The following is a 16,047-nucleotide window of genomic DNA, read 5'->3' as shown; positions in this document are numbered from 1 at the left end:
TGTCTTACTTCTCCTCGGTACGGGGGTGGGTGACGGCGGGCTCGTTGCCACCGAGCAGCAGGTACAGAACGGCCATCCGGATGGACACTCCGTTTGCGACCTGCTCGACGACGGTGCAGCGGTCGGAGTCGGCGACCTCGGCGGTGATCTCCATGCCGCGGACCATCGGGCCGGGGTGCATCACGACGGCGTGCTCGGGCATGCGCGCCATGCGGTCGCCGTCGAGGCCGTAGCGCCGGGAGTACTCGCGCTCGGTCGGGAAGAACGCGGCGTTCATCCGCTCGCGCTGGACGCGCAGCATCATCACCGCGTCGGATTTGGGCAGCGTGCTGTCGAGGTCGTACGACACCTCGCAGGGCCAGTTCTCGACACCGACCGGCACCAGCGTGGGCGGCGCGACGAGGGTGACCTCGGCACCGAGGGTGTGCAGCAGGTCGACGTTGGAGCGGGCGACCCGGCTGTGCAGGACGTCGCCGACGATGGTGATGCGCTTGCCTTCGAGGTCCCGGCCCAGTCCGGCGTCCGGGCCGACCAGACGGCGGCGCATGGTGAAGGCGTCCAGCAGGGCCTGGGTCGGGTGCTGGTGGGTGCCGTCGCCGGCGTTGACCACGGCCGCGTCGATCCAGCCGGAGTTCGCCAGGCGGTACGGGGCTCCGGAGGCGCCGTGCCGGATGACGACGGCGTCGACGCCCATGGCCTCCAGGGTCTGGGCGGTGTCCTTCAGGGACTCGCCCTTGGAGACGCTGGAGCCCTTGGCGGAGAAGTTGATGACGTCCGCGGACAGCCGCTTCTCGGCGGCCTCGAAGGAGATCCGGGTCCGGGTGGAGTCCTCGAAGAAGAGGTTGACGATCGTGCGGCCGCGCAGGGTCGGCAGCTTCTTGATCGGCCGGTCGGCGACCCGGGCCATCTCCTCGGCGGTGTCGAGGATCAGGACGGCGTCGTCGCGGGTGAGGTCGGCGGCCGAGATGAGATGACGCTGCATCTGTCAGGCTCCGTAAGGCAGTTCAAACGGGAGATTCGGGGCAGACGGGCGCGCGTATGCGCGCACTGAGCCGGCGTACGACGGCGGCGTACGCCTGAAGCGCTACTGGGCGGCCGGCTTGGCACCGAGCAGCACGGTGTCGCGACCGTCCTCCTCGGCGAGCTGGACCTTGACCGTCTCCCGCAACGACGTGGGGAGGTTCTTGCCGACGTAGTCGGCGCGGATGGGCAGTTCGCGGTGTCCGCGGTCGACGAGGACGGCGAGCTGCACCGCGCGCGGGCGCCCGATGTCGTTCAGGGCGTCGAGGGCGGCGCGGATGGTGCGGCCGGAGAAGAGCACGTCGTCGACGAGGACGACGAGCTTGCCGTCGAGACCGTCACCGGGGATCTCGGTGCGGGCCAGGGCACGCGGCGGGTGCATGCGCAGGTCGTCGCGGTACATGGTGATGTCGAGCGAGCCGCACGGAACCTTGCGCTCGGTGATCTGCTCGAGCTTGTCCGCGATCCGGCGGGCGAGGAAGACGCCCCGGGTCGGAATGCCGAGGAGCACCACGTCGTCGGCGCCCTTGGCGCGTTCGACGATCTCGTGGGCGATGCGGGTCAGTACCCGCGCGATGTCGGGCCCTTCGAGAACGGGCCGGGCATCGGAGTGCGTGTCGTGCGAGTCCATAAGAAACGGACCTCCTTCTCCGCCTCACGGGACGGACCTTAAAGGACGTCGGGATTGCGCCATACACGGTAGCAGGTCTCCGTGGTCGCCCGTTTGGCCCCCTCGAATCACCTACTCGGCCTAACGGAACGCCGATACCACGGAAGAGTCGGTGCGGACCATTCGGCTTGACGCGGCAGAGTAACGCTGCGTAACCTCACAGTGAGTTACCAGCCGCGCGGCCTGGCACCCACGCCAGACGCGTCGACACAGTGCCGGGGAGCTATATGTCCAGCGAATACGCCAAACAGCTCGGGGCCAAGCTCCGGGCGATCCGCACCCAGCAGGGCCTTTCCCTCCACGGTGTCGAGGAGAAGTCCCAGGGACGCTGGAAGGCGGTCGTGGTCGGTTCGTACGAGCGCGGCGACCGTGCCGTGACCGTACAGCGCCTTGCCGAGCTGGCGGATTTCTACGGCGTTCCGGTGCAGGAGCTGCTTCCGGGCACGACCCCGGGCGGCGCCGCCGAGCCGCCGCCGAAGCTGGTCCTGGACCTGGAGCGGCTGGCCACGGTGCCGGCCGAGAAGGCGGGCCCCCTTCAGCGCTACGCGGCCACGATCCAGTCGCAGCGCGGTGACTACAACGGCAAGGTGCTGTCGATCCGCCAGGACGACCTGCGCACACTCGCCGTCATCTACGACCAGTCCCCCTCCGTGCTCACGGAGCAGCTGATCAGCTGGGGTGTCCTGGACGCGGACGCGCGCCGCGCGGTGGCGTCCCACGAGGACGCCTGACCCGTCCGCGGGTCCAGCAGAAACGTGCCGCCGGGGTGGCCGAAACCGTAGGGTTCTCGGCCACCCCGGCGGCGTTGTGAGGGCCTTGGTGCGGCCCTTGCGGTGCTGGGCCGCACAAGAATGAGCGGGGCACGTACGGAAGACGCCGGAGGGCCCGCAGCGGTGACGCTGCGGGCCCTCCGGCGTTTTGGTCGGTCTCAGACCTCGTCGCGGCGGAGCGAGGGCTTGAGTTCCTTCAGCCGGCCGAGCAGACCGTTCACGAACGAGGGCGACTCGTCCGTGGAGAACTCCTTCGCCAGCTGCACCATCTCGTCGAGGACGACGGCGTCCGGCGTCGCATCGACCCAGATCAGCTCGTAGGCGCCGAGCCGCAGGATGTTGCGGTCGACGACGGGCATCCGGTCGAGCGTCCAGCCGACGGAGTACTGCGCGATCAGCTCGTCGATGCGCTTCGCGTGCACCGCGTAGCCCTCGACCAGCTCCATCGTGTACTCGCTGACCGGCGGCTGCCGGGTGTCCGCCCGGGAGAGCCGGATCCAGTCCGCGAGGACGGTCAGCACCTCGGCACCGCGCTGGTCCCCCTCGAAGAGGATCTGGAAGGCGCGCTTACGGGCCGTGTTGCGGGCAGCCACGGTTAGCTGTTCACCCGGCCGAGGTAGTCGCTGGTGCGGGTGTCGACCTTGATCTTCTCACCGGTGGTGATGAAGAGGGGCACGTTGATCTGGTGACCGGTCTCCAGGATGGCGGGCTTGGTGCCGCCGGTGGAGCGGTCGCCCTGGACGCCCGGCTCGGTCTCCTGGATGACGAGCTCGACGGCGGCCGGCAGCTCGACGAAGAGCACCTCGCCCTCGTGCTGCGCGACGGTGGCGGTGAAGCCCTCGATCAGGAAGTTCGCGGCGTCACCGACGGCCTTGCGGTCGACGTGCAGCTGGTCGTAGGTCTCCATGTCCATGAAGACGAAGTACTCGCCGTCCATGTAGGAGAACTGCATGTCGCGCTTGTCGACGGTGGCCGTTTCGACCTTGACGCCGGCGTTGAAGGTCTTGTCGACGACCTTGCCGGAGAGCACGTTCTTGAGCTTGGTGCGCACGAAGGCCGGGCCCTTGCCGGGCTTGACGTGCTGGAACTCGACGACGGACCAGAGCTGGCCGCCTTCGAGCTTGAGCACCATGCCGTTCTTGAGGTCGTTCGTGGAAGCCACGGTTGCGGAATCTCCTGGACTGACGTACGACCCCGGTGCACGCACCTGCCTACCTACAGGGCGAGCAGCTCCTTGGTCGTGATGGTGAGTAGCTCGGGTCCGCCGTCCGCCTCGGGGCGGACGACGAGCGTGTCATCGATCCGGACACCGCCCCGGCCCGGGAGGTGGACCCCCGGTTCGACGGTGACCGGCACGCAAGCGTCCAGTTTACCCATGGCCGCGGGACTCAATTGAGGGTCCTCGTCGATTTCGAGCCCGACACCGTGTCCGGTCAGGATCGTGAGGCCCTCCGTGTACCCCGCGGAGTCCAGGACCTGGCGGACGGCGCGGTCGACGTCCCGGCAGGCGGCGCCGGGCACCAGGCTCTCACGCCCGGCTCGCTGGGCGGCGAAGACCAGGTCGTAGAGCTCGATCTGCCAGTCCGCGGGAGCGGTGCCGATGACGAAGGTGCGGCCGATCTCGCAGCGGTATCCGCGGTAGGTCGCGCCGAGGCAGACGGAGAGGAAGTCGCCCTCCTCGACGCGGCGGTCGCTGGGCCGGTGGCCGGGGCGGCCGGCGTTCGGGCCGGTGGCGACGGACGTGGGGAAGGCCGGCCCGTCCGCCCCGTGATCGACGAGCCGTCTCTCGAGTTCGAGCGCGAGATGGCGTTCGGTACGGCCCACGAGAATCGACTCGAGCAGTTCGCCGAGGGCCTGGTCGGCGATCTCGGCGCCGATGCGCAGACAGGAGATCTCCTCCTCGTCCTTGACGACCCTGAGCTGCTCGACGGCGCTGCCGAGGTTGGTCAGGCGCAGCCGGGGGGCGACCGAGCCGAGGGCTCGGTGCCGGGTCACGGTGAGGTGGTGCTCCTCCACGGCGAGGGAGTCGGCGCCCTGGCCCGCGGCGACGCCGGCGGCCGCGACGGCCGGGTCACCGCCGCCGATACCGGGCAGGGCCTGTACGCGCAGGGCCTCGTCGGGACGTTCCTGCGTGGGGCGGTCGGCCGTGGGGCCGGCACACACCAGGAAGTCCTGTTCCTCGGTCCTGCCCAGCAGGAGAACGGCGCCGGGCGGGGCCGCGCCCGCGAGATAGCGCACATTGGCGGGGCGGGAGACCAGCGCCGCCGCGCTGCCGCCCGCGTTGCAGTAGTCCCTCAGACGCGTCCGGCGGGCCGCGTACACCTCTGACATGACCCGAGCGTATGAGCTCCGCGGGTTCGGCGCCGTTCGGGAGAGGCCGAGTGGGGCAGCCGGACATCCGTCGTACGAGTCGTGGGCGCAGGTCGCGCGGTCCCCGGCGTCCCTACGGGGCGCTCACCACTGGGGTGGGCTGGCGATGGAGCGGGCCAGGACGTCGTCCAGGACGCGCGCCGTCTCCGGGACGTCCATCTGCGAGTTGTCGATGATCGGCAGGCCGGACCCGTACCAGCCGGCCATGCGGCCGTGGATGCGGGCGACCTCCTCGTCCGACAGCCGCCGGTTCCCCGAGCGCTCCGCGTTGCGTTCCAGGACGATGTCCAGCCCGGGCAGGAGGACGACCGGCAGCAGGCCGGGGCCCACGTGACGCTTCCAGCCGCCGAGGCCGACGACCGGACGGTCGGGGAAGACCGCGTCGTCGAGGATGCACGAGATGCCGTTGGCCAGGAAGTTCCGCGCGGCGAAGCCGCAGGTGCGGCGGGCCAGGCGGTACTGGGCCTCGGAGTGGTCGTTCCACCCGGACTGGGGGTCGGCGAAGCCGGAGCGGACCCACTCGCGTACGTCGTCGAGGCTGATGTGGGCCGTGGGGACCCGGCGGTGGTCCGCCCAGAACTTGGCGACGCTGGTCTTGCCCGCGCCCGCGGGGCCGATGAGCAGCACCGCGAGCGTCGTGGCGGCGGGGTCGGGAACCGCCGCGGCGGGCGGGGTCATCGGCATGGCGACCGGGCCGCCGGGTGGCAGCGGCACGTGGCCGGTGGTCTCCGGTGCGGGCGGGCCGGAAGCGAGGGGCGGGGCCGCGGCCGGTCCGGGCGGGGGCGCCGGATATCCCGGCGCCGGGGGTGGCGGGGGCACGGGCACGGAGCCCTGGTGCGCGCCCGGGTTCGGCGGAACCGGGTGATGTGCGGCCGGCGACCAGCCGGTGGCCGGTCCGTGCCCCGGCTGATGGGGCGGCGGCAGCGGAGAACCCACTGCGTGCTGCATCCGGTGCCACTCCGTCTCGTACAGGCGATGGGCGCTGACAGCGGGGGCGGAACCCGCTGCTACCGAACGGTACCGCCCCCGGTCGTCGATGTGTGAACGGCCGGGGACGGCCCGAAGTGCCCGGTCCCGTAAGGTGATTTCGGGCGGAAGGCGCGCCGGAGGACTTACTGGCCCACTTCGCCGTACGCGGCGAGCAGCACGGCCGGGTCGGGCCCCTCCAGGACCGTGGGCTTGGCCAGACCGTCGAGGACGATGAAGCGCAGCAGGTCGCCGCGGGACTTCTTGTCGACCTTCATGGTCTCCAGCAGCTTGGGCCACTGGTCGTGCCGGTAGTGCAGGGGCAGCCCGACCGCTTCGAGGATCGTGCGGTGACGGTCGGCCGTCGCGTCGTCCAGCCGGCCCGCCAGACGGCCCAGTTCGGCGGCGAAGTGCATGCCGACCGAGACCGCCGCGCCGTGGCGCCACTTGTAGCGCTCGTTCTTCTCGATGGCGTGGCCGAGTGTGTGGCCGTAGTTGAGGATCTCGCGCAGTCCCGACTCCTTCAGGTCCGACGACACCACGTCGGCCTTGACCCGGATGGAGCGCTCGATGAGCTCGGCGGTGTGCGGGCCGGCCGGGGTGCGGGCGGCCTCGGGGTCGGACTCGATGAGGTCCAGGATCACCGGGTCGGCGATGAAGCCGGCCTTGATGACCTCGGCCAGCCCGGAGACGTAGTCGTTGACCGGCAGGGAGTCCAGCGCGGCCAGGTCGCAGAGCACACCGGCGGGCGGGTGGAAGGCACCGACGAGGTTCTTGCCCTCGGCGGTGTTGATGCCGGTCTTGCCGCCGACTGCCGCGTCCACCATGGCGAGCACGGTGGTCGGGATGGCGATCCAGCGGACGCCGCGCAGCCAGGTGGCGGCCACGAACCCGGCGAGGTCCGTCGTCGCGCCGCCGCCGACGCCGACGATGACGTCCGTGCGGGTGAAGCCGGACTGGCCGAGCGCCTTCCAGCAGTAGGCGGCGACCTCGGCGGTCTTGGCCTCCTCCGCGTTGGGCACCTGGATGGCGACCGCCTCGTAACCCTGCCCGGCCAGGTCGGCACGCAGCGCGTCACCGGTCTCGGCCAGCGCCTCGGGGTGGAGGATCGCGACCCGCTTGGCCTTGCCGCCGATCAACCCGGCGAGTTCGCCGAGCAGTTGGCGGCCCACCAGGACCTCGTACGGCTCGGTGCCCGCCGTGCCGCCGACCTGGATCCGCGTCACTGCCTCGCTCATGCTTCCTTCAACTCCAGTGCGTCCAGGGCGGCTTCGGTGACCTCTTCGGGGGTCCGGCCGTCGGTGGCGACCACTGCCGTGGCCACCTCCTCGTACAGGTGGCGGCGGGCCTCCATCAGCTCGCGCCACTGCTTGCGCGGGTTGACCGCGAGCAGCGGCCGGGCCGTGTTGAGTCCGGTGCGCTTGACCGCCTCCTCGACGTCCATCGACAGGTACGCCACCCGCTGCCCGGCGAGCAGCGCCCGCGTGTCGGCGTCGAGGATCGCGCCGCCGCCCAGGGCCAGGATCCCGTCGTGCTCGGTGACGGCCCGGCGCACGGCCGCCTTCTCGATCGCCCGGAAGGCCGACTCGCCGTCGTCGACGAAGATCTCGGCGATGGTCCTGCCCTGCTCGGTGACGATGTCGTCGTCGGTGTCCCGGTAGGAGACGCCGAGCCGCTCGGCCAGAAGCTGCCCGACGGTGGACTTGCCCACGCCCATCGGGCCGACCAGGACGACCAGGGGGCCGCTCATCGGATGGCGAGGTTGTCGAGGTACGACGTGACGTTGCGGCGGGTCTCGGTCACCGAGTCGCCGCCGAACTTCTCCGCCACGGCGTCCGCGAGGACCAGGGCCACCATGGCCTCGGCTACGATGCCGGCGGCCGGGACGGCGGACACGTCGGAGCGCTGGTGGTGGGCCTGCGTCGCCTCGCCGGTGGTGACGTCCACGGTCTGCAGGGCGCGCGGCACGGTCGCGATCGGCTTCATCGCGGCGCGGACCCGCAGCAGCTCACCGGTGGTCAGGCCGCCCTCGGTGCCGCCGGAGCGGCCGGAGGTCCGGCGGATGCCCTCGTCGGTCTTCACGATCTCGTCGTGCGCCTTGGAGCCGGGCACCCGCGCCAGCTCGAAACCGTCACCGATCTCGACGCCCTTGATCGCCTGGATGCCCATGAGCGCACCGGCGAGCCGGGCGTCCAGCTTGCGGTCCCAGTGCACATGCGAACCGAGTCCCACCGGCACGCCGTACGCCAGGATCTCGACCACGCCGCCGAGGGTGTCACCGTCCTTGTGGGCCTGGTCGATCTCGGCGACCATCGCCTTCGACGCGTCCGCGTCCAGGCAGCGCACGGGGTCGGCGTCCAGCTTCTCGACGTCGGCCGGGGTCGGGTACACGCCCCGCGGGGCCTTCGCGGAGGCCAGCTCGACGACGTGGCTGACGATCTCGACGCCGGTCGTCTCCTTGAGGTACGACCGGGCGACCGCGCCCAGCGCGACACGGGCGGCGGTCTCCCGCGCGGAGGCGCGCTCCAGGATCGGCCGGGCCTCGTCGAAGCCGTACTTCTGCATGCCGGCGAGGTCGGCGTGGCCGGGCCGCGGGCGGGTCAGCGGGGCGTTGCGGGCGAGCCCGGCGAGGATCTCCGGGTCGACCGGGTCGGCGGCCATGACCTGTTCCCACTTGGGCCACTCGGTGTTGCCCACCATGATCGCGACCGGGGAGCCGAGGGTGAGGCCGTGCCGGACGCCGCCGAGGAAGGTGACCTCGTCGCGCTCGAACTTCATCCGGGCACCGCGCCCGTAGCCCAGGCGCCGCCTCGCGAGATGGTCCGCCACCATGTCCGTGGTGATCGGCACGCCGGCGGGAAGACCCTCCAGCGTCGCGACGAGTGCGGGACCGTGGGACTCCCCCGCGGTCAGCCAGCGCAACCTGCTCAACGGTGCTCCTCAGTGCTCGCGCTCTGGTACTGCCCTGCGTACGCGCCTCGTCGCGTACGGCGACGGCACGACCGGGTGCGCGGCCCGGTCCGCCATCTCCGATCCTCCCACGCCGGGGCCCTCACCCCGGCGGCCGGTCCATCAAGCGGACGCGTTCGCGGACGGACCGTCGCCCTGCCGCTGCTGCGGCGCGTACGCCCCGAGGAAATCGGCACCGCTCGGCTGCGGCTCGGGCCGGGCCTGCTGCGGGGCGTACGCCCCCAGGTGGTCGGCACCGCTGCCCTGCTGCTGGGCCGGCTGGGTCTCCTGCGACGCGTACTGCCCCAGGTAGTCCGCTCCGCGCCCCTGCCCGTACTGGGCCGCCGCGTGCACCGGCTGCCCGGTGCGGACGGCACGCCGGTAGGCGATCTTGCGCTTGATCTTGACGACCCACGACGCCACGACGGCGAGCACGATCAGGGCGAGCACCGTGATCTGCACCCAGTCGGGCAGGAAGCCCAGCAGGGACTCGAATATCTGCGACTTGACGGACGCCTGAGACAAGCCTGTGGACATGACGGACGTTCCCCTCCCCTGTTCCGCCCCCTGCGGAACCGAGTGCGGATCTTATCGGTCCGCGAGAGCCCGCTCGCCCGCTTTTCGCATGGCCCCCAGGGGCGCCGGGGCGAGCCCCGTCATCAGCTCGACCTGGAGCACGGCCTGGTGGACCAGCAGGTCGAGGCCGCTGACGACGGCACCGCCGTACGTCGACCAGCGGGCGGCGAGGTCGGTCGGCCAGGGGTCGTAGAGGACGTCGAAGAGGGCCGCCGGCCGCTCCGGCACGGACCGGGCGAGGGCGTCGGTGACACCGGCCGGGGTGGTGCTGATCACCAGGGGCGCGCGCAGGGCCTGCTCGGCGTCCGCCCAGTCGGCGATGCGGACGGCGACGTCGAGCCGCTCGGCCCACCGCCGCATTTCGGCGGCCCGGGCCTCGCTGCGCACGTAGACGGCGATCTCGCCCGGGCAGATCCGGGACAGCGCGGCCAGCGCGGAGGAGGCGGTGGCGCCGGCGCCGAGGACGGCGGCGGCGTCGACCTTGTCGATGCCGTGCTCGCGCAGAGCCGCGACCATGCCGGGGATGTCGGTGTTCTCCCCGACCCTGCGGCCGTCCTCGGTGGTGACGACGGTGTTGACGGCGTCGACCGAGGCGGCGGTCTCGCTGATCTCGTCGAGCAGCGGGATCACGGCCCGCTTCAGCGGCATGGTCAGCGAGAGCCCGGCCCACTCGGCGCCGAGCGTCTCGAAGAACGCGGGCAGCCCGGCCTCGTCCACCTCGAACCTGTCGTACGTCCAGCCGGCCAGGCCCAACTCCTGGTAGGCGGTGCGGTGCAGGACCGGGGAGAGCGAGTGGGCGATCGGGGAGCCGAGTACGGCGGCCCGGCGTGGTACTGCCATCAGGGTCTTCCTCAGTTGTTCCGCGAGGCGTTGAACTGGTCGACCAGCTTCTGGTGTTCGGCGTTCGTCTTCGTGAACTTGCTGGTCTTGCCGTCGAGCGAGATGAAGTAGTACCAGCCGTCGTCCGTCGGGTTGAGGGCGCCCTTGATGGCGTCCTCGCCCGGGTTGTCGATCGGACCGGGCGGCAGTCCCTTGTGGAAGTACGTGTTGTACGGGTTGTCGTAGTTCCGCAGCTCGCTCAGGCTCAGGTCGATCTTGCTCTGGTTCTTGATGTAGTTGTAGGTGGAGTCGAACTCCAGCATGCCGTTGGTCTGCGGGTTCCCGGGCTTCATGCGGTTGTAGACGACCTCGGCCATCTTGCGGAAGTCGTCGTGACTGGTGCCCTCGGCCTGGACCAGGCTGGCGACGGTGACCAGCTGCCACGGGTCTTCGAGTCCGAGGCTCGCGGCCTTCTTCTCGACCCCGAGCTTCGCGTACGTCGCGGTGGCCCGCTTGACCATCTGCTTCAGGACGGCCTCGGGCTTCTGCCCCTCGCTCACGCCGTAGCTGGAGGGGTAGAGGAAGCCCTCCAACGGGTCCTTGACGTCGGCGTGGTTCTGCGCCCAGGCGGGCAGGCCGAGCTTCTTGTAGTCCTTCTCGGCGACCGCGGCGGTGGTGCCGGCCTTCACCTTCAGGCGCTTGTCGATGAGCCGGTAGATGTCGGCGTTGCGCTTGCCCTCGGCGATGATCAGGTTGTCGCGGCTCTTCGGACTGAGCATCAGTTCGACCGCACTCTTGGCCGACATTTGCTTCTGCAGCGTGTAGACGCCGTCCTGGATGCCCTTGCCGTTCGGGTTCTCCTCCTGGGCCGCGACGAACGCGTCGACGCTCTTGACGACCCCCGCGCTCTTCAGCACCTGGCCGATCTTGTACCCGAGCGCTCCCTCGGGGATCTCGACGGACACCTGCTGTCCGTTGCCGTCGCCCGCGAAGTCCGGGGCGTCGCCGAAACGATCCTGGTAGAACTGGTAACCGAAGTAGCCGACGCCGCCCAGGACGCCGCCGAGCGCCACGACGACCAGCAGGCAGGCCGTGCCGCTGCGGCGCTTCTTCGGTTTGCCGCCGCCCCGCCCTCGCTTGTCCTCGCGCGAGCGGCGCTCCCTCGGCTCGTCGCCGTCGCCGTCGTCGTCCCCGCCCGCGAAGAAGGCGTGTTCACCCTGGTCCGGGCCGGGATCCCAGTCCGTCTCCGGTTCCGGCGCGGGCTCTGCCCCCCGCCGGCCGGGCGGCTCGGGGGGCGGATACGCCTCAGGCGTGCCGTAGTAGTCCTGCTGGCCCCCGCCGTACGTACCGGTCTGCTGCGCGTACGGATCCTGGGGATCTCCGGGGTACGCGACCTGCTGGTGCGGGTCGTTCGTCCAGCCGCTGTTGTCGTACTGCTGCTGGTGGTAACCCTGAGCCGGGTGTTGTCCGTGGTCCTGCTGGCCGGGGTACTGCTGGTGGCCTTGGTCCGGTGCCGCGTACTGCTGGTCGTACGGGTACTGCTGCTGCGCCTGGCCGTACCCGGCCTGGTCACCGGTGCCCCAGTCGCCGTACTGCGGCTGCTGCGGCTGCTGCGACTGCTGCGACTGCTGCGGGTAGTGCTGCGGCTGGCCGCCGTAAGGGGACTGCTGACCCTGGTGGGCCTGCTGTCCATCCCATCCGCCGTCCCCGTACAACGGGTCCTCCGGATGCCACGGTTCGGAGCCTTGGCCCCGGCCATACTCAGTCATCGATCCCCTAGAGCCGCGAGGCGGCGGTCGCGCGGCTTCCGGCCCGGCTCCCGTTCCGCCTCTTGCTGTGCGGCGGCTGTTCGAACGCCGCCGCATCGCGCGGAACGTTACCGTATCGCGATCAGATGACCACTTCGACGCCTTCGCCGGGTGCTTTACCTGACACCCGTTCAGATTCGAGGGCCTGTTGCAGGATGATCACGGCCGCTGCCTGGTCGATGACGGACCGGCCCTTCTTGGATTTCACGCCCGAGGCGCGCAGTCCCTGACTGGCCGTCACCGTCGTCATGCGTTCATCGACGAGTCTCACCGGAACCGGGGAGATCATGCGGGCCAGTTCCTGGGCGAAGCCCCGGACCTTGACCGCGGCCGGGCCCTCGCCTCCCTTGAGGGAGCGCGGGAGACCGACCACCACCTCGATGGGCTCGTACTCCTCGACGAGTTGCTTCAATCGCCGCTGAGCTGCGGGGATGTCGCGCCCCGGGACCGTCTCCACCGGGGTGGCGAGGATCCCGTCGGGGTCGCACGAGGCGACCCCGATGCGGGCGTCCCCGACGTCGATCGCGAGTCGACGTCCTCTGCGCATGCTTTTCCGACCCGTCTCTTACTTGGCGGTCTCGGTGACCAGGCGCTCCACGGCGTCCACGGCGTCCCCGATGGCGGCCGGGTTCTGGCCACCGCCCTGGGCGACGTCCGGCTTGCCGCCACCGCCGCCACCGAGGGTCTTGGCAGCCGTACGCACCAGGTCGCCGGCCTTCAGGCCGCGCTCGCGGGCGGCCTCGTTGGTGGCGATGACCGTCAGCGGCTTGCCGTTCGCCACCGTGAAGAGGGCGACGACGGCGGCCCGTCCGCCCTGGATCCGTCCGCGCACGTCAAGGACCAGCTTGCGCAGGTCGTCGGCGGTCGTGCCGTCCGGGACCTGACCGGTCACGACAGCAATGCCACGGATGTCCTTGGCGGACTCGGCGAGACCGCCGGCGGCCTGGAGGACCTTCTCGGCGCGGAACTTCTCGATCTCCTTCTCGGCGTCCTTCAGCTTGCCGAGCATGGCGGAGACCTTCTCGGGGAGCTCCTCCGGACGCCCCTTGATCAGCTCCTGGAGCTGGGCGACGACCGTGTGCTCCCGGGCGAGGAAGTTGTAGGCGTCCACGCCGACCAGGGCCTCGATGCGGCGGACACCGGAGCCGATGGACGATTCGCCGAGCAGCTTCACCAGGCCGAGCTGGGCGGTGTTGTGCACGTGCGTGCCGCCGCACAGCTCCTTGGAGAAGTCGCCGATGGTCACGACGCGCACGCGCTCGCCGTACTTCTCGCCGAACTCGGCGATGGCGCCCTGCTTCTTGGCCTCGTCGATGCCCATGACGTCGGCGCGTACGTCGAGGTCGCGGGCGAGCACCTCGTTGATCTTCTGCTCGACGTCGGTCATCACGGCCGTCGGAACGGCGGACGGGGAACCGAAGTCGAAGCGGAAGCGGCCGGGCTGGTTCTCGGAACCGGCCTGGGCGGCCGTCGGGCCGAGGGCGTCGCGCAGGGCCTGGTGGGTGAGGTGCGTGGCCGAGTGGGCACGGGCGATGGCCTTGCGGCGGCGGTCGTCGATCGAGGCGTGGGCCTTGGCGCCGACGGTCACCTCGCCGACCTGGACGACGCCCTTGTGGACGTAGACGCCCGGGACCGGCTTCTGGCAGTCGCGGATCTCGATGACGGCACCGGTGTCGACCTTGATGCGGCCGGTGTCGCCGATCTGGCCACCGCCCTCGGCGTAGAACGGGGTGCGGTCGAGGACGATCTCGACCTCGTCGCCCTCGGTGGCGGCCGGGGAGGAGGCGCCGTCGACGAGGATGCCGACGATCGTGGACTCGCTCTCGGTGTCGGTGTAACCGATGAAGTCGGTGGCACCGGCCTGGTCGGCGATCTCGCGGTAGGCGCCGGCGCCGGCGTGCCCGGTCTTCTTGGCCTGGGCGTCGGCCTTGGCGCGCTCCCGCTGCTCCTTCATCAGGCGCCGGAAGCCGTCCTCGTCCACGGAGAGGCCCTGTTCGGCGGCCATCTCCAGGGTGAGGTCGATCGGGAAGCCCCAGGTGTCGTGGAGCAGGAAGGCCTTGTCGCCGGGCAGGACGGTGCCGCCGGCGGCCTTGGTGTCGGTGACGGCCGTGTCGAGGATGTTGGTGCCGGCCTTCAGCGTCTTGAGGAAGGCGTTCTCCTCGGCGACGGCGACCTTCTCGATGCGCTCGCGGTCGGTGATGAGCTCGGGGTACTGCTGGCCCATCATCTCGATCACGGTGTCGATCAGGTCCTTCACGACCGGACCGGTGGCGCCGAGCAGGCGCATGTTGCGGATGGCGCGGCGCATGATGCGGCGCAGCACGTAGCCGCGGCCCTCGTTGCCGGGGGTGACGCCGTCGCCGATGAGCATCACGGAGGTGCGCATGTGGTCGGTGACCACGCGCAGGGAGACGTCCGAGCCGTGGGCGTCGCCGTAGCGGACGCCGGTCAGCTCGGTGGCCTTGTTGATGACGGCCATCGAGGTGTCGATCTCGTACATGTTCTGCACGCCCTGCAGAATCATGGCGAGGCGCTCGAGGCCGAGGCCGGTGTCGATGTTCTTGCTGGGCAGGTCTCCGAGGATCTCGAAGTTGTCCTTGCCGATGCCCTCGCCCCGCTCGTACTGCATGAAGACGAGGTTCCAGATCTCCACGTACCGCTCGTCGTTGACGGCGGGGCCGCCCTCGGCACCGAACTCGGGGCCGCGGTCGTAGTTGATCTCGGAACACGGGCCGCAGGGGCCGGGGACGCCCATGGACCAGTAGTTGTCCTTCATGCCGAGGCGCTGGATGCGCTCCTTCGGCACACCGACGACCTCGTGCCAGATGCGCTCGGCCTCGTCGTCGTCCTTGTAGACGGTGATCCACAGGCGCTCGGGGTCGAGGCCGTAACCGCCCTTGTCCTGGGGGCCGGTGAGCAGCTCCCAGGCGAGCTTGATGGCGCCTTCCTTGAAGTAGTCGCCGAAGGAGAAGTTGCCGCACATCTGGAAGAACGTGCCGTGGCGGGTGGTCTTGCCAACCTCTTCGATGTCGGGCGTACGCACGCACTTCTGCACGCTGGTGGCGCGGCTGAAGGGCGGCTTGACCTCACCCAGGAAGTAGGGCTTGAACGGCACCATGCCGGCCGGGACGAGGAGCAGAGTCGGGTCGTCCGCGATGAGCGACGCCGAAGGGACGACGGTGTGACCGCGCTCCTCGAAGAAGCTCAACCAGCGGCGGCGAATCTCAGCCGACTCCATCAGTGGTCCTCATTCCGGTTGTACGGGTACGTCTGGTACGTCGAACCCTCGACGTACTTCGGGTGGTTGCGGTTCTCGATGGCCGTGTGACGCCGGGGGCCGGGAAGCTCGGGATTCTCGTTGATCCCGAGGGCGTCGCCCAGCTCGGCCTCCCGCACGGCCATGTTGTCCCGGACGTCGAGCGCGAAGCCCACGGCACGGTCCTTGATGCGGTGACCGGCCTCGATCGCCTTGTTGCCCGCGGTTCTGGCGAGGCTCTCGGGGGTCAGCTGCTTCAGCTTGCGATTGACCTTGGTGGTGGCCCAGACACCGGCGGCGACACCCGTGCTGAACCAGAAGGTACGGCGGAACATCGCTGGCTCTCAGTCCCTCTTCCCTCGGGCGCTGCGACGGGTGACCGTGCGGCCCACGATCACGGTACGCCTGGGCGCCTTGGCGGGCACGTCCTCCTTGCGGCCGCCGAGGGCCCGGCGCACGCCGTAGCCGAAGGCCGCGACCTTGACCAGGGGGCCGCCGAAGGTGGAGGCGACGGTGGTCGACAGCGCCGAAGCGTTCGACGTGACCTCCTGGACGTCGGAGGCGATCGAGTCGACCCGGTCGATCTGGGTCTGCGCGGAGCGCACCGCCGCGGAGGCGTCGGCCAGCAGCGGGACGGCCTGATCGGTCACGTCCGCCACGAGCTTGGTGGTCGCCTTGAGCGTCTGGGCCATCCTCGCCAGCGCGACGGCGAGGAAGGAGACCAGGATCGCCCAGAAGACGGCCACCAGGATCCCGGCAACCTCTCCACCGGACACTGTGTGCACCCGCTCCCTGAAACGTGCCTGAACATCGAAAAAGTCGTGCGACGAGCCTATCGCGACC

The 16,047-nt window shown here is 70.3% G+C and carries 17 protein-coding genes; 1 reads left to right on the top strand and 16 read right to left on the bottom strand.

Features of this window, described 5'->3' with window-relative positions:
• Positions 1 to 4: 4 nt before the first annotated feature.
• Together ACFY9E_RS38130 and pyrR are read right to left on the bottom strand one after the other, a co-directional pair.
• Positions 5 to 982 carry an aspartate carbamoyltransferase catalytic subunit gene (locus ACFY9E_RS38130; RefSeq protein ID WP_390992767.1) on the bottom strand — a complete coding sequence of 326 codons (978 nt, stop codon included), beginning with the start codon at positions 980 to 982 and terminating at the stop codon, positions 5 to 7.
• 102 nt (positions 983 to 1,084) lie between these two features.
• Complete coding sequence (pyrR, locus tag ACFY9E_RS38125) at positions 1,085 to 1,651, bottom strand: bifunctional pyr operon transcriptional regulator/uracil phosphoribosyltransferase PyrR (protein ID WP_390992764.1); 567 nt, start codon at positions 1,649 to 1,651, stop codon at positions 1,085 to 1,087.
• Between the two features lie 266 nt (positions 1,652 to 1,917).
• Between pyrR and bldD the strand changes: the two genes are divergently transcribed.
• Positions 1,918 to 2,421, top strand: a complete 504-nt coding sequence (gene bldD, locus ACFY9E_RS38120) for a transcriptional regulator BldD (RefSeq protein WP_006131213.1) — start codon at positions 1,918 to 1,920, stop codon at positions 2,419 to 2,421.
• Between the two features lie 197 nt (positions 2,422 to 2,618).
• Here bldD and nusB read toward each other — a convergent pair whose 3' ends face one another.
• From nusB to ACFY9E_RS38050, 14 genes are all read right to left on the bottom strand, one after another.
• On the bottom strand, positions 2,619 to 3,053 hold the full coding sequence (nusB, locus tag ACFY9E_RS38115) for a transcription antitermination factor NusB (RefSeq protein ID WP_390992760.1): 435 nt from the start codon (positions 3,051 to 3,053) through the stop codon (positions 2,619 to 2,621).
• Positions 3,054 to 3,055: 2 nt separating this feature from the next.
• Positions 3,056 to 3,622 (bottom strand): elongation factor P, encoded by a 567-nt coding sequence (efp, locus tag ACFY9E_RS38110; RefSeq protein WP_031138970.1) that lies wholly within the window; start codon positions 3,620 to 3,622, stop codon positions 3,056 to 3,058.
• A gap of 53 nt (positions 3,623 to 3,675) precedes the next feature.
• Entirely contained in the window at positions 3,676 to 4,791 is a 1,116-nt protein-coding gene (locus ACFY9E_RS38105; RefSeq protein WP_390992756.1) for a M24 family metallopeptidase, read from the bottom strand.
• A gap of 123 nt (positions 4,792 to 4,914) precedes the next feature.
• Entirely contained in the window at positions 4,915 to 5,778 is an 864-nt protein-coding gene (locus ACFY9E_RS38100) for a Pro-rich N-terminal domain-containing protein (protein WP_390992753.1), read from the bottom strand.
• Positions 5,779 to 5,942: 164 nt separating this feature from the next.
• Positions 5,943 to 7,034 carry a 3-dehydroquinate synthase gene (gene aroB / locus ACFY9E_RS38095; protein WP_390992750.1) on the bottom strand — a complete coding sequence of 364 codons (1,092 nt, stop codon included), beginning with the start codon at positions 7,032 to 7,034 and terminating at the stop codon, positions 5,943 to 5,945.
• The gene (locus ACFY9E_RS38090) at positions 7,031 to 7,546 is read right to left on the bottom strand and encodes a shikimate kinase (protein WP_390992747.1); all 516 of its coding nucleotides are present in this window, start codon (positions 7,544 to 7,546) and stop codon (positions 7,031 to 7,033) included. Before ACFY9E_RS38090 ends, aroB begins: the two co-directional genes overlap by 4 nt.
• Positions 7,543 to 8,727, bottom strand: coding sequence for a chorismate synthase (gene aroC, locus ACFY9E_RS38085; protein WP_390992744.1), 1,185 nt, complete (start codon positions 8,725 to 8,727; stop codon positions 7,543 to 7,545). Before aroC ends, ACFY9E_RS38090 begins: the two co-directional genes overlap by 4 nt.
• A 141-nt stretch (positions 8,728 to 8,868) precedes the next feature.
• Positions 8,869 to 9,282 (bottom strand): hypothetical protein, encoded by a 414-nt coding sequence (locus ACFY9E_RS38080; RefSeq protein WP_390992741.1) that lies wholly within the window; start codon positions 9,280 to 9,282, stop codon positions 8,869 to 8,871.
• Positions 9,283 to 9,333: 51 nt separating this feature from the next.
• Entirely contained in the window at positions 9,334 to 10,161 is an 828-nt protein-coding gene (locus ACFY9E_RS38075) for a shikimate dehydrogenase (RefSeq protein ID WP_390992738.1), read from the bottom strand.
• Between the two features lie 11 nt (positions 10,162 to 10,172).
• Positions 10,173 to 11,909: an endolytic transglycosylase MltG gene (gene mltG / locus ACFY9E_RS38070; RefSeq protein ID WP_390992735.1), complete on the bottom strand. Its 1,737-nt coding sequence runs from the start codon at positions 11,907 to 11,909 to the stop codon at positions 10,173 to 10,175.
• A 121-nt stretch (positions 11,910 to 12,030) separates the two neighbouring features.
• The gene (ruvX, locus tag ACFY9E_RS38065) at positions 12,031 to 12,495 is read right to left on the bottom strand and encodes a Holliday junction resolvase RuvX (RefSeq protein ID WP_020272915.1); all 465 of its coding nucleotides are present in this window, start codon (positions 12,493 to 12,495) and stop codon (positions 12,031 to 12,033) included.
• An 18-nt stretch (positions 12,496 to 12,513) separates the two neighbouring features.
• A complete protein-coding gene (gene alaS, locus ACFY9E_RS38060) occupies positions 12,514 to 15,186 on the bottom strand; it encodes an alanine--tRNA ligase (protein WP_390992732.1) in 2,673 nt (890 codons plus the stop codon).
• Positions 15,186 to 15,539, bottom strand: a complete 354-nt coding sequence (locus ACFY9E_RS38055; protein WP_390992729.1) for a hypothetical protein — start codon at positions 15,537 to 15,539, stop codon at positions 15,186 to 15,188. Before ACFY9E_RS38055 ends, alaS begins: the two co-directional genes overlap by 1 nt.
• A 9-nt stretch (positions 15,540 to 15,548) precedes the next feature.
• Positions 15,549 to 15,989 carry a DUF948 domain-containing protein gene (locus ACFY9E_RS38050; RefSeq protein WP_390992726.1) on the bottom strand — a complete coding sequence of 147 codons (441 nt, stop codon included), beginning with the start codon at positions 15,987 to 15,989 and terminating at the stop codon, positions 15,549 to 15,551.
• Positions 15,990 to 16,047: the final 58 nt, after the last annotated feature.

The sequence above is a fragment of the Streptomyces sp. NPDC012466 genome, from assembly GCF_042955215.1.
Lineage (GTDB): Bacteria > Actinomycetota > Actinomycetes > Streptomycetales > Streptomycetaceae > Streptomyces.
The sequence above is the reverse complement of the archived record's forward strand: the minus strand, read 5'-3'. Positions and strand labels throughout refer to the sequence as shown.

What these genes read in the sequence shown, in the direction of transcription:
- aroB (WP_390992750.1), bottom strand. Translation starts at nt 7,034, where the DNA reads ATGAGCGAGGCAGTGACGCGGATCCAGGTCGGCGGCACGGCGGGCACC.
- mltG (WP_390992735.1), bottom strand. Translation starts at nt 11,909, where the DNA reads ATGACTGAGTATGGCCGGGGCCAAGGCTCCGAACCGTGGCATCCGGAG.
- ACFY9E_RS38055 (WP_390992729.1), bottom strand. Translation starts at nt 15,539, where the DNA reads ATGTTCCGCCGTACCTTCTGGTTCAGCACGGGTGTCGCCGCCGGTGTC.
- alaS (WP_390992732.1), bottom strand. Translation starts at nt 15,186, where the DNA reads ATGGAGTCGGCTGAGATTCGCCGCCGCTGGTTGAGCTTCTTCGAGGAG.
- ACFY9E_RS38130 (WP_390992767.1), bottom strand. Translation starts at nt 982, where the DNA reads ATGCAGCGTCATCTCATCTCGGCCGCCGACCTCACCCGCGACGACGCC.
- pyrR (WP_390992764.1), bottom strand. Translation starts at nt 1,651, where the DNA reads ATGGACTCGCACGACACGCACTCCGATGCCCGGCCCGTTCTCGAAGGG.
- ACFY9E_RS38090 (WP_390992747.1), bottom strand. Translation starts at nt 7,546, where the DNA reads ATGAGCGGCCCCCTGGTCGTCCTGGTCGGCCCGATGGGCGTGGGCAAG.
- ACFY9E_RS38075 (WP_390992738.1), bottom strand. Translation starts at nt 10,161, where the DNA reads ATGGCAGTACCACGCCGGGCCGCCGTACTCGGCTCCCCGATCGCCCAC.
- ACFY9E_RS38080 (WP_390992741.1), bottom strand. Translation starts at nt 9,282, where the DNA reads ATGTCCACAGGCTTGTCTCAGGCGTCCGTCAAGTCGCAGATATTCGAG.
- ACFY9E_RS38100 (WP_390992753.1), bottom strand. Translation starts at nt 5,778, where the DNA reads ATGCAGCACGCAGTGGGTTCTCCGCTGCCGCCGCCCCATCAGCCGGGG.
- ACFY9E_RS38105 (WP_390992756.1), bottom strand. Translation starts at nt 4,791, where the DNA reads ATGTCAGAGGTGTACGCGGCCCGCCGGACGCGTCTGAGGGACTACTGC.
- ruvX (WP_020272915.1), bottom strand. Translation starts at nt 12,495, where the DNA reads ATGCGCAGAGGACGTCGACTCGCGATCGACGTCGGGGACGCCCGCATC.
- bldD (WP_006131213.1), top strand. Translation starts at nt 1,918, where the DNA reads ATGTCCAGCGAATACGCCAAACAGCTCGGGGCCAAGCTCCGGGCGATC.